The 12,458-nt window shown below is 67.8% G+C and carries 10 protein-coding genes; 4 read left to right on the top strand and 6 right to left on the bottom strand.

Annotated elements, in window-relative coordinates; all coding sequences use genetic code 11:
* Positions 1 to 95 precede the first annotated feature (95 nt).
* Complete coding sequence (locus tag ABD243_RS01160) at positions 96 to 851, top strand: glycosyltransferase family 2 protein (RefSeq protein WP_344361124.1); 756 nt, start codon at positions 96 to 98, stop codon at positions 849 to 851.
* On the opposite strand, the gene ABD243_RS01155 is transcribed toward ABD243_RS01160, so the two are convergent.
* The 6 genes from ABD243_RS01155 to ABD243_RS01130 form a co-directional block, all read right to left on the bottom strand.
* Positions 836 to 1,774: an alpha/beta fold hydrolase gene (locus ABD243_RS01155; protein WP_344361121.1), complete on the bottom strand. Its 939-nt coding sequence runs from the start codon at positions 1,772 to 1,774 to the stop codon at positions 836 to 838. The genes ABD243_RS01160 and ABD243_RS01155 overlap by 16 nt on opposite strands.
* 59 nt (positions 1,775 to 1,833) lie before the next feature.
* Positions 1,834 to 2,982, bottom strand: coding sequence for an alpha/beta hydrolase (locus tag ABD243_RS01150; RefSeq protein ID WP_344361118.1), 1,149 nt, complete (start codon positions 2,980 to 2,982; stop codon positions 1,834 to 1,836).
* Between the two features lie 102 nt (positions 2,983 to 3,084).
* A complete protein-coding gene (locus tag ABD243_RS01145) occupies positions 3,085 to 5,811 on the bottom strand; it encodes a PEP/pyruvate-binding domain-containing protein (protein ID WP_344361115.1) in 2,727 nt (908 codons plus the stop codon).
* A 96-nt stretch (positions 5,812 to 5,907) separates the two neighbouring features.
* A complete protein-coding gene (locus ABD243_RS01140) occupies positions 5,908 to 6,264 on the bottom strand; it encodes a hypothetical protein (protein ID WP_254788175.1) in 357 nt (118 codons plus the stop codon).
* Positions 6,265 to 6,357: 93 nt separating this feature from the next.
* A complete protein-coding gene (locus ABD243_RS01135; RefSeq protein WP_344361110.1) occupies positions 6,358 to 7,413 on the bottom strand; it encodes a zinc-dependent alcohol dehydrogenase family protein in 1,056 nt (351 codons plus the stop codon).
* 40 nt (positions 7,414 to 7,453) lie between these two features.
* On the bottom strand, positions 7,454 to 8,032 hold the full coding sequence (locus tag ABD243_RS01130; RefSeq protein ID WP_344361107.1) for a TetR/AcrR family transcriptional regulator: 579 nt from the start codon (positions 8,030 to 8,032) through the stop codon (positions 7,454 to 7,456).
* Positions 8,033 to 8,127: 95 nt separating this feature from the next.
* On the opposite strand from ABD243_RS01130, the gene ABD243_RS01125 reads away from it, so the two are divergent.
* From ABD243_RS01125 to ABD243_RS01115, 3 genes are all read left to right on the top strand, one after another.
* Positions 8,128 to 9,339: an MFS transporter gene (locus ABD243_RS01125; protein ID WP_161958191.1), complete on the top strand. Its 1,212-nt coding sequence runs from the start codon at positions 8,128 to 8,130 to the stop codon at positions 9,337 to 9,339.
* Between the two features lie 11 nt (positions 9,340 to 9,350).
* A complete protein-coding gene (locus ABD243_RS01120) occupies positions 9,351 to 10,211 on the top strand; it encodes a 3-hydroxyacyl-CoA dehydrogenase family protein (RefSeq protein ID WP_116765601.1) in 861 nt (286 codons plus the stop codon).
* A 307-nt stretch (positions 10,212 to 10,518) separates the two neighbouring features.
* Entirely contained in the window at positions 10,519 to 12,447 is a 1,929-nt protein-coding gene (locus ABD243_RS01115; protein WP_344361100.1) for a hydantoinase/oxoprolinase family protein, read from the top strand.
* Positions 12,448 to 12,458: the final 11 nt, after the last annotated feature.

Genomic DNA, 12,458 nt, shown 5'->3' with positions numbered 1-12,458 from the left:
TCGTCCGCTGTCCCCCAACGTACGGGGCCGGGGGCCATGGTGCAAGAGGCCGACGGGGGCATTTCGTCCCGTCCCGGGACTATAGTCGGGGCACGATGACAACAATCTCGGTGGTTATCCCGACCAGGAACGACGCCGGCATGCTCGCCGCGTGCCTGGCTGCGCTCGTCGGCCAGACCCGCCCGGCCGACGAAATCGTCGTCGTGGACAACGCCAGCACGGACAACACCGCGGAGGTCTGCGCCGCTGCGGGGGCGCGGCGGCTCGCCGTCGAACTCCCGGGCATCGCCGCCTGCACGGCACACGGCTTCGATGAAGCCTGCTCCGAGCTGATTGCCCGGCTGGACACCGACTCCATCCCGCCCGCCGACTGGCTCGAACGGGTTGAAGCAATTCTCGAGAAGGCAGGACCGTTGTCCGCCGTGTCCGGCCCCGGCGACTTCTATGGCGAGACCCGGTTCGCCCGGTGGGTGGGCGGGAGCGTCTACATTCCCGGGTATTTCTGGGCCATCGGGTGGCTGCTGGGTCATCCTCCGCTGTTTGGCTCGAATTTCGCCCTGCGGTCCGACGTCTGGGACCGGATCCGGGGCTCCGTTCACCGGGGCATACCGCCGGTCCACGATGATCTCGACATTTCCTACCAGATTCCGCCCGACGTGAAGGTGATCGCTGACCCCGGGCTGCGCGTGCGGGTCTCCGCGCGGCCGCTGGCGAGCTGGCACTCCGTCGGGCGCCGGTTGTCGATGGCGTGGACGACGTTCGGCATCGAATTCCGGCAGGAGGGACCTTTCCGGCGCCGCCGGCGCCGGCGGCAATGGGAACGAACCCACTCGCGTCAGACGGAACCGTAAAGCGCGATCAGGTCTCGGCTCATTTGGTACGGCGAGGTCTCACTCGGGCTGTGCCCGCCCCGGTAGACCGCGATCCGCGCGCCGATGGACTGTGCGAAGCGGCGGTGCAGCGCCAGCGGCCAGAGGTCATGTTCGCCCACCGTGACGAACTTAGGCAGCGACGCGGCGGCCAGAGCCGCCCGAAGGTCCGGTGCATGCTGCATCAGCCCGATGATGTCACTCACAGAGCTCCGGCGGGTGAACCGGAACCGGTATCGCACAAACCGAAGCCGGTTGGGCGCCACGTGCGCGACGTTGATGCGGATGCCCCAGATCATCAGCGCGGCGCCGATCCGAGGGTTGACCCAGCGGCTGACCCGGCCGACGCGCTGGACGCCGCGGAAACTCTGGCCGGGCTCCGGCGGGCAGCTGATCAGGGTGAGGCTCCGGAACTTTTCCGGGCGCCGGGTGAAGGCCAACTGGGCGACGATCGCGGCGAACGAATACCCGACGACGTGCGCGGGCCCGGCCTCGGCGTCGAGCATGGCGATCAGGTCATTGGTGAACAAGTCGTAGTCGTAGTGGGCGCGGGGAGGCACGAGGTTTTCGGGGCCCGCCGCGGCGGATTCGAACTGGCCGGCAATGTCGCAACTCAGGACGAAGTACCCGGCCGCGGCGAGTCCGGGGAGCATCAGCACAAAGTCCTCCTTGGACCCGGTCGCCCCCGGAATCAGGAGCACCCGGGGGTTTCCCGGTGTGCCCATGGAGATGGTCGCGAGTCTTCCGCTGGGGGCCTCGAAGGCGCCCCGGACGGCGCCTTCTGGCAAGGAAGCCCAGTCCACATCGCCCAGGGCGGCGTCCCGGCGGGCGGCTTCATCGACCAGCGCGGATCCGAATCTCTCGGGTTCCTGCTCGCCCTGCGCGTTGCTGTCGGCGGACACCATGGACTAAACATAGCCCGGTCCGGCCGGGGCCGGGTCTGATTGGGCAGGAGCGGCGGCGCTCAGGCTACTTTGCGCACGAAGGCGTGGAGCCGGCGGTAGACCTCCTGTGATTCGGGGTAGCGGAAGTTCTGCTGCCAGGTGTGTTCGGTGTTGGAGTTGTCCCAGCCGTAGATGAGGCTGTCCACGGGGACGGAGTGTTCGCGCAAGCGGGCAATGAAGTTCACGTTGGCGGCGTAGAAGAAGTCCCGTTCCGAGGTGGTCACAAAGACCGGGGGGAAGCGGGAATCCAGCCACTCGATCGGCGAGAGGAAACCCGCGCCCTTGCGGAGGGCCTCCAAGTGGCCGGTGCCGTATCCCAGACCGAACAGGCCGCCCAAGCCGCGGCGCAGGCGTCCACCGATGCCCGCGTTTTGGCCGCCGGAACGGAGCGCGGGCAGCAGCATGCGGACGAAGTTCAGGCTCAGCACGAAGCCCTTTTCGAAGAAGACGGAAAAGTCCACCACGCTGCAGTGCTGGACAAGGCCCTTGAAGTCGGATGCAGGGACGGCCGGTATCAGACCGTGGTGCCGTGCCAGTTCCGGACGGAAGCTTGCAGCGGTCAGGAGCGCCGCGACTTGGCCGCCGGCGGAGTCGCCGCCCAGTACGAGCCGCGATGCGTCGCCGCCATAGCCGGCGATGTTCTGCCGGACCCAGGCCAGCGCGGCATTCGCATCCGCCAGGACATGGGCCATGTGGAAACGCGGCGCCTTCCGGTAGTTCACGTTGACCACCACCATGCCGCCCTCGGCCTGGCTCGCGCAGTACTTGGTTAGCGAGGACTTGTCCCCGGAGGTCCAGCCGCCGCCGTGGAAGTACACGTAAACGGGGAGCACGGCGCCGGACTCGCCGGGCGCGGTTGCATCGGCCGCGGGGGTGCCGCCGGCAGGGGACGGGGTGATGACATCGAGGCGGTGGGCCCGAATGCCGTCGCCCACGAAATCGATGTCGTGGACATATGCGACGCCGGTAATGGGGTCAGCGTTGAAGCGGGCGTTCTCGCTGGCTCGTACGCAGTGCATCAGCACCCGCCAGGTCCACACCGGAACCCGACGCAGGACGTTCCTGGCCTTGCGGGCCAGAGTGAAGGTGTTGCGCTGCTGCGCTCTCCGTGGCCGGGCCGCCTGAAAGGATGACTCATGGCGGGTTGGCCAGCGGGCCGGGGAGGTCATGCACCAATTCTATCTGGCACACCCGTGCTACAGCTGTGAAGCCAGCCTGCCCTCAGGCTACGGCCCGGTTCGCCACCCGGAGGATTGCCCGGCGCCGCCGGTTCAAGGCTCTTCGACGATGGTGCCCGCGGCCCCGTCAACGGTGACTGTCTGGCCGGTCCGCAAGCGGGTGGTCGCGTCCGGCACGCCCACCACGGCCGGGATACCGTATTCGCGGGCCACCACGGCTCCGTGCGAGATCACCCCGCCCATCTCCATGACCAGGGCGCCGGCGGTCATGAACAGCGGAGTCCAGCCGGGATCGGTGGATGGTGCCACGAGGATTTCGCCGGGCTCGAGGTGGGCGCCCACGGGGTCCATGATGACCCTGACCCGTCCGGTGGCGGTGCCTGCCGAGGCCGGTGTCCCGGCGAGGGCGCCGGACGCCGGAGACTTCGCCAGCATGGCGGCCTCGACGTCGGTGCCGTCGGACAGCAGCAGGCGCGGGATGCGCCGGCGTCGCAGTTCCGTATCGTACAGTCGCCGGCGGTCCGCGACGATGCCGTGAAGGTCAGCGCCGCGCAGGCCTACGCGAATCTCGTCGAATTCCAGGAAATAGACATCGTCCGCGGCGGCGATCGAACCGGATCGGGCCAGTTCGGCACCCACCTTGTTGAGCTGGCGGCGCATCTCGGCGAGGGCGAGGACGATGTAGAACTTCGGCAGTTCGCGCAGTCCGGACAACTGCCGGGTCCGGCGCAGGCAGAACTCCACCTGCCGGGCCCGGAGCCGGCTGCGCGCCCGGGTCCGTTCCACGAGGTCGCGGATTCTGGCTTCGGCGTGTTCTTCCGCGCGGGCAAATTGCCGGTCGGGGGCCTGTTCGGGGTCCTCCACATGGAGGTAGTTCGAGATCATGCCGAGGATGTGGTCCGGCTTCTCCGACCACCGGGGCATGCCGAGGTCAATTTCCGCCACGGCGCGGTGGCCGTAGCGGTCCAGGAACCCGCGCAGGCCGGTCTGGGCCACGGCGGGGAGGGTGCCGGCCGCGTACCGGGCGGCCAGTTCCTCCGGGCTGTGGGCCAGGAATACCTCACGGGACGCGGCATTCGCTCCGATGGTAACGGCGAGATGCCAAAGTTCAAGATCCATCTCGGTGGTGACGTTGTTGGGCAGCCCCCGGAGCACCGCTTCGAGTTCCCGCGGTTTCGCGATGCCGCGCAACAGTCTGCGGGCGGCCGCCAGCATGATGTAACCAACGGAGGGCCCGGGCAGCGTCGCCAGGATCAGCCCGTCCACGGTGCGGTCCAGGATGCGCTCGGCGTAATCGAGCCGGCCAAACGAAGTGGCGGGTTCCGGCAGGACGAGGTCGGCCTCGAGCTGCTTTCCGTAGTCGAAGGCGCGGCGCAGTTCCGCCGCCGGCCGCACCCCGGCCCGCAGCAGGGCCGGGATCAGCCGGCCCACCAGGGCCACGCTGCCCCTTGCTTCCGTGCTGCGGGCTGCAGCGCTGCCGGGTCCGGGCTTCCGCCGGGGCCGCCGCTGGCGCAGGCCGAACCGTGGATCCTCCAGCAGCGCCGGGAAGACCGCGCCTGTCCTCCCGTCGGCCAGCGGGAGCATCCGCAGCAGGTAGCGGCGGCCGTACTTGTTCCGGATCGCGGGCGTCACGTCCACGTACATGCGCAGCCCCGGGTTAACGTACTTCCACGGTCCCTTGCGGTTCCGCATTGAGCCGAGCACGGAGAGTCCCAGCGGGGTGAGTGGCCGGGTCAAGCCCTGGAACAGCGTGCCGCACAGGTAAACGCGTGTGTCAGCGGCGGCCCCCGATTCAGTGCCCAGTGGTTCGGCGGCGGCGGGGTCCGGCAACGGATACAGCGTGGTGATGGGCCGCGACTGGGTCAGCCAGATCTTGCCCGCGTCGATCACCCATTCCACGTCCTGCGGTGCACCGAACAGCCGTTGGACGGTGTCACCCAGCGCCGTGAGTTCGCGGACCCGGGCGTCGTCCAGGCTCGGGGCCCGGCCGGCCCCAGCCCCAGTCTCGGCCCCAGCCCCGTCCGGAGAGCGGAGCAGGACGCGTCCCGTGGCCGTCTCGACGACGAAATGGTCCGGGTTTACGCTGCCGGAGACCACCGCCTGGCCCGGTCCGGCGCTCGCGTCGATGACCGTTTCGGTCCGGGTGCCCGTGACGGGGTTGGCGGTGAACAGCACGCCGGCGGTGACGGCGGGGACGACGTCCTGGACGACGACGGCGAGCCCGACGTCGCGGTGGCTGATGCCGTTGGCGGACCGGTAGGCCACGGCGCGTTCGGTCCAGAGGGAGGCCCAGCAGCGCCGCACCGACTCGACGACGGCATCTGCCCCGGAGATGTTGAGAAAGGAATCCTGCTGTCCGGCGAAGCTGGCGAAGGGCAGGTCCTCGGCGGTGGCGGAGGACCTGACCGCGACGGCGGCCCCGCTGCCTAGCGAGGCATAGGCGGCGCGGACCGCGGCATCGACATCGGCGGGAATTGGGGCGGTCACGATCATTTCCCGGGCCTGCCTCGCCAGTTCGCCCAAATCAAGCTGGAGATGGTCCAAATCGGGGCGGTCCAAAGCCGGGTGGGCTGTTCCGCCGTCGGGGGACCATCCCGGCAGCTCGGCGTCCAGCCGGGCCGCCAGGGCCTCCAGTTCCGGCGGGGCGGCCTTCCTGTAGGCGACGGTGGTGAGGCAGAAGCCGCGCGGCACGGGGAATCCGGCCGCCGCGAGCCTGCCGAGGTTCATGGCCTTGCCGCCCACGAGCGGCAGGGGAGCGGAACCCAGTTCACTGAGATCCGCCACAAGAGTTTCCGGCGCTCTGCCCTGTGCAGACCCCATTTCCCTGTCCCACGTCCTGTCCGCGTATTCAATTCACGGCCGGCTGCCGGCTCCGTTTCCGGCGGCAGGGCCTTTCTGCAGAGTGAGGCTGCAGGCCTACTGTCCGGCGTCGGTCTCGCCGGTGTCCTCCCACATCACATCGAGATTGCGGAAGACCGGCGGGCCGTCGCACAGGGCGGCCATCTTCGCGGCGAACTCTGAGGTTTCGGGCCTGTTCGAGTTCTCCATGGCCGACTCGTAGGACTCGAATTCAACAATGGTGAGGTAAGTACCGGGGCGGTCGCGGTCGGCGGTGGCCATGATGCGTCCGAAGGTCGGGGCAGTGGACCCCTCGGTTCGTGACGGGCGGCCGAGTTGCTCGATCTCCTCGATGCGGGATGTTTGGAATTCAATGATCTGCACAAACCTGGCCATGACGGCTCCTCGACGGCGGCGGATGCTGATGCGCTTCACGCTAGACCCTCGCTCCTGCACGTGCAAGGGCAGCCGCAAGAGCAGGGGCACGCAGCCGCGCAGGGGCCCGGGGCGCCGCCGTCGAGAGCCCGGCTACGGGGTCAGCAGGACCTTGATGGCGCGCCGTTCGTCCATGGCACGGTAGGCCTCGGGTGCCTCCTCGAGGGGCATGACCGTGTCGAACACCCGGCCCGGGTTGATGGTGCCGTCCAGCACGTCGGCCAGCAGTTCCGGGATGTACGTCCGTGCCGGGGCCATGCCGCCGGCGATCGAGATGTTGGTGTCGAACAGGAAGCGCAGTGGGGCCTCGGCGCCGCCGGTGGGGACGCCGACAAAGCCGAGGGCGCCGCCGGGGCGGACACTGTGCAGCGCCTGGTCCATGGATTCCTTGGTCCCCACGCACTCCAGCACAGAGTCGGCCAGTACGCCGCCGAGCAGTTCGCGGACCTTGGCGACGCCGTCGTCCCCGCGTTCGGCGACGATGTCCGTGGCGCCGAATTCGCGGGCGATCGCCTGACGGTCCGCGTGCCGTGACATCGCGATGATCCGCTCCGCGCCGAGGCGCTTGGCGGCGAGCACGCCGCAGAGTCCGACGGCGCCGTCGCCGACCACCACCACGGTCCGCCCGGGGCCTGCCTTCGCGGCGAGGGCCGCGTGGTGGCCGGTGGCCATGACGTCAGAGAGCGTGAGGAGGCTGGCGCGGAGGGCATCGTCCGGATCCGTGACGCCCGGAACCTTGACCAGCGTGGATTCGGCGAGCGGCACGCGGACCGCCTGGCCCTGGCCGCCGTCGATCCTCAAGCCGGTGTCATCCTTGCCGCCCCAGCCGGCCAGGTGGTCGCAGGCCACCGTGACGCCGTTGAGGCACTGGGGGCACTGGCCGCAGCTGACTACGAACGGCGCGATCACGAAGTCGCCCACGGCGAGGTCTTTGACGTCCGCGCCGACGCTTTCGACCGTGCCGATGAACTCGTGTCCGATCGCGGAGGGCTTGTGGGTGGGCTTGACCCCGCGATAGGGCCACAGATCCGAGCCGCAGACGCAGGAGGCGGTGACCTTCACGACGACGTCGGTGGGCAGCTGGACCGTGGGGTAGTCGCGGTCTTCGACTCGGATGTCGCCGGGACCGTGGATGATGGTGGCGCGCATGGGTGCTCCTCGCATGATGGTGGGTGGGCTGGGACCGAGTTTAGTCCTCCTGGTCCGCCGAGGTCTCCTCGGGGCGCAGCAGCCGGGCGATCCTGTCCCGAACCCGCAGTTCCGGGGCGGATTCGTGGTTGAACAGGATCCGGTAGATCACCGGGGCCACCACGACGTCGATGATCTCCTGCGCCGCCGGCGCGGTTTCTCCGCGTGCCCGGGCGAGGTTCCTGATCTCCTCGACATGGCCTTGCATCAGGGCGAAGTAGTCCCGGGTCACCGCGCCGTCGGCGAGCATGTCCCGCAGCACTTGGCGGCCGAGCGACGAGGAGAACTCCTCGACGTAGGGCACGAACCAGGCCTGCATGTCCCCTTCCAGGGTCCCGGTGTCCTCCACCTGCTCGGGCAGCATCCGGTTGGACGCGACGGCGGCGAGGAGCCGCGGCAGATCTCCCCAGCGTCGGTAGATGGTCGATGAATTCACGCCGGCGCGTTCGGCCACGACGGGCACCGACAGGGCCGCACGGTCCCCGCCGTGCTCCTCCAGCAGGGCGCGGACAGCTTCGTGTACTGCCTGCTGCACCCGGGCGCTGCGTCCGCCGGGCCGGGGTGTCGCTGTAGCCATCATCACACCAGCTTAATGCAGATTATTCGCTTTAGGTGGTCGTGAGGATACTAGACTCTTAATGCACAGATTGTGCTTTTAGTAGGTAGGGAAGAGCTTTGAAGAACACCCGTACCGCGTTCTGGCTGCACGCGGCCCTCCTGACGGTCTTCATCGGGGCCTCGTCTGCTCCGTCGCCGTTGTACGAGTTTTACGCCCGGGAATGGGGGCTCGGCCCGGCGGCCGTGACGGTCGTGTTTGCCGTCTACGCCGTGGCGGTGCTCCTGACGCTGCTGGTTGTCGGATCCCTCGCGGACCACGTGGGCACCCGTCCGGTCCTGCTGGGCGCGGTGGGGCTTCAGGTCGCGGCCATGATGACCTTCGCCTTTGCCTCCGGGCCGGGAGTCCTCGTCGCCGCCCGGGCCTTGCAGGGGATCGCCACGGGAGCGGCCATGGGGGCCGCCGGGGCGGCGCTGCTTGCCTTCGAAGGCGCCGGCGGGAACGGCCGCGGATCTCTAGTGAACAGCGCGGCGTCCCCGGTGGGTTTGTCCGTCGGGGCGCTCGGCTCGGCGTCGCTGGTCCGGTTCCTGCCCGAGCCCACCAAGGCCGTGTACTTCCTCGTGGCCGCGCTGCTCCTCGGCTTGGGCGCGGCCCTCGTGTGGCTGCCGAGTGCGGGCCGCAAGGCGCCGGGCGCCATCCGCTCCTTGGTTCCGGAGGCGAGGATTCCCAGATCCGCCCGCCGGACGATGGCCGCCACCATGCCTGTCGCGGCGGCCACGTGGGCGCTCGCCGGTTTCTACCTCTCGCTGGGGCCCGTCCTGGCGCACGCCATGACGAAGGATGGCTCGGTCCTCGTCGGCGGCCTGGCGCTCGTCGCGCTCTTCGTGCCCGGTGCCCTGGCCATCCTCGTGGTCCGGCGCTGGTCGGACCGGAAAACCCTGCTTACCGGCGTCATCGCATTGATTTCGGGCATTCTGCTCACCGTGCTGGCGGTCCAGCTTGGCTCCGCGCCGCTGTACTTCGGCGGCACGGCCGTCGCCGGCGTTGGGTTCGGCAGCGGCTACTTCGGTGCGATGCGCATGACGCTGCCCTTGTGCGGCCCGCACGAGCGCATTGGCATGCTCTCCAGCATCTACGTCATCTGCTATCTCGGCTTCAGCGTCCCGGCCGTGGCGGCGGGCCTGCTGGTCCCGGTCGCCGGCATGAAAAACACCACGCTGATCTACGGTTTGGCCCTTGTGCTTGCCGCTGTCCCTGCCCTTGTATTGATCGCCAAGGGCACCCGTACGAATCGCATCAACTTGGCCGCTGCGCCGTCAGCAGCCTCCTGAAAGGAATCGACATGACCTACACGCTCCCCGCCAACATCGCGGACCGGCCCATCACGATCATCGGCGGCGGAACCCTGGGCCGGCGCATCGCCTTGATGCTGTCGCTCCAGGGTGCCGAGGTGCGTGTCTTCGACACGGACCTCGCCGTGGCCAAGGCCGCCATCGAGTACATCGCCACGCAGCGCCACCGCGCCGTGGAGGAGCTCGGGGGCAACCCGGCGGTCCGGCTCGCCGCGAAGGACAACCTGGTGGATGCCCTCCGCGATGCGTGGCTCGTGGTCGAGGCGGTTCCGGAGAAGCTCGGCCTCAAACAGGCCCTCTTCGCCGACCTTGACCAGTTGGCGGCCCCCGACGCCGTGCTGGCCAGCAACTCGTCCTCGTTTGCTTCCTCCGAATTCATCGGCGGCGTGGGCAGCCCGGAGCGGGTCCTGAACATGCACTTCTACATGCCGCCGGCGGTGCGTTCGGTGGAGCTGATGTCCAGCGGCCACACCGATCCGCGGATCATCGAGCTGCTCATGGCCGAGCTGCCCAAGTACGCGCTGATGCCGCACCGGGTGCGCAGGCAAAGCACCGGCTTCATCTTCAACCGGATCTGGGCAGCGATCAAGCGCGAATCCCTCCTGGTGGTGGCCGAGGGCGTCGCGGACCCCCAGGACGTGGACGCACTGTTCGCCGACGTCTTCAAATCCGAGACCACGCCGTTCCGTTTCATGGACGAGGTGGGCCTGGACGTCGTCCTGGACATCGAGAACCACTACTGCGAGCTCGCCGGCATGGAGAACAAGTCGGCCCCGATGCTGGAGGAGTACATCGCCAACGGCTGGCTCGGGATCAAGAGCGGCCGCGGCTTCTACAACGACTACGCCTGACCCCGACACCCGACCCGCACCACCAGCAACGCGCGGTCAGAACCGGCCCATTAAGCCGCCCGGCATCGGCCGTATCCCCGCGTTGCTTTTTGGCGGGCTTCAAGCCCGCTGACGTAATTCGTGATGCCCACGCCCGCCCACCCGGGTAGTCGCTCCGGCCCCGCATAGTCCACCCGGTCAGGTGGTTGCGGGCCACTCCGGCTGCTGAGCCACACTGAGACCAGTCCTCGGTGTGGCTTGGATCACAGTCACAAGTTGAGGAATACGCCGCTGGTGTCACCGCGCCTCAACATACAAAGGAGTATCAATGGAACGGCTCATTAACATCGACAACGGTGGGACGCTGACCGATATTTGTGTCTGGGACGGTGAGAATTTTTCGTTCACGAAGACCCTCACGACGCCCTTTGACCTCTCCCAGTGTCTCTTCGACGGCATGGCCAAAGCTTCGAAGGAGATCTTCGGCGAAGAGGATCTCCCCGGGCTTCTGCACTCAACCCGTCACATCCGGTACTCCACCACCCAGGGAACCAATGCCCTCGTGGAGCGCAAGGGTCCCCGGATTGGCATCCTCACAGACAGCCCCACGCTGGCCGGCGAGCTCCGCAATAGCGGGGCGGCAGCTGAGCTGTTCGAAGACCTCGTTGGCACGCGGGTGGCAGTCATCAACGCTGAACAGGACGTGGAGGAGCTCGCCCAGGAAATTGTGAAGCATGTCAACCGGCTGACGACCGACGGCGCCGCACGGCTTGTCATCGCCATGGCGGACCGCAACAAGGAGAAGGCCGTCAAAGGCGTTCTGCTCCGGAAGTTCCCCCGCCACCTGCTGGGCTCGGTACCCATGTTGTTCTCCTGGGAATTCACGCCCGACACCGTCCAGGCCCGCCGGGTGTGGTCCGGAATCATCAACTCCTTCCTGCATCCCACCATGGAGCGGTTCCTCTACAGCACCGAGCACCGGCTGCGGGACCACAAAGTTAAAAACCCGCTCCTCATCTACCGCAATGACGGAGCTTCGTCACGGGTGGCCAAGTCCGTCGCGTTGAAGACTTACTCCTCCGGCCCCCGCGGCGGGCTGGAAGGAACCAAGGCCCTCTCGGAGGCCTATGGCCTCGCGCACGTTCTCATGATCGACGTCGGCGGCACCACCACGGACGTCGGCTCGGTCAAGAACTCGACCATCTCGACGGACCGCAGGGGCTCCATCCAGGGTGTCCCGGTGTCCTTCGAGATGAGCAACGTCCACTCCAGCGGCGTCGGCGGCAGTTCCGTCATCGCCGTCCGCGACGGCGTCATCACAGTCGGCCCGGAGAGCGTCGGAGCCGCCCCTGGCCCTGCTTGTTTTGGTTTTGGGGGCAAGCAGGCCACCATCACGGACGTAAATCTCCTGCTCGGGGTGCTCGATCCGGACACGTACCTCGATGGAGGCTTCAGTCTGGACGCGGAACGCTCCCGCGCCGTCATCACCGAAGTCATCGCAGAACCTTTGGGGATCACCCTGAATGACGCCCTGATCCGGATGGAAGCAGCCTACTTCGAACGCATGTCGCAGTCCTTTGCCGCCGACGTCGAGGATGCGGATGCCACAACGGTGGCCGCATTCGGCGGTGCCGGACCAATGAGCGCCTGTGGTGCCGCGCGGATCGCGGGCGTTCGCCGTGTCCTGGTGCCCAAGATGGCGGCGGTCTTCTCAGCCTTCGGAATCGGCTTTTCCGACATTGCGCAGACCTATGAGGCGAATGTCGCGGGAATGGGCGCGCAGGACTTCGGTGCAACCAAGGCGATGCTGCTGGCCCGGGCTGCGCGGGACATGTTCCAGGAGGGCCACGAAATTGACGACTGCCGGCTCGAATGGAACGTAGTGCTTGAAGATGCCGAGGGGCAGCTGGTTTCTGAGTTGCCGTACCTGGCTTCCGATCCGCAGCCCGGCACCAGCGAACACAACACCATGCTGACCCTGACCGCCCGGTACGAACTGCCGCACGCATCAATCAGGCGGGCCGAATCAGTGGCGAAGACGGCCGCCGTCGCCGCCTCCACCCGAAAGGTTCGCTCCGCCGTGGACAAAGTGGACGAGGTTCAGGTCTTCGACCTGGACAGCCAAACGGCCGGAGCATCGGCGTCGGGCCCGGCAATCGTCGAAGGCCCCTACTTCACGGCCCGCGTGCCCCATGGCTGGGTCTTCGACGTGACGGTCTCCGGCGACCTCATGCTCACAGACTCCCTTCAGAAGTGACCCCACACAAC

Origin of the sequence: Arthrobacter humicola (assembly GCF_039531445.1) — a bacterium.
GTDB lineage: Bacteria > Actinomycetota > Actinomycetes > Actinomycetales > Micrococcaceae > Arthrobacter > Arthrobacter humicola.
The sequence above is the reverse complement of the archived record's forward strand: the minus strand, read 5'-3'. Positions and strand labels throughout refer to the sequence as shown.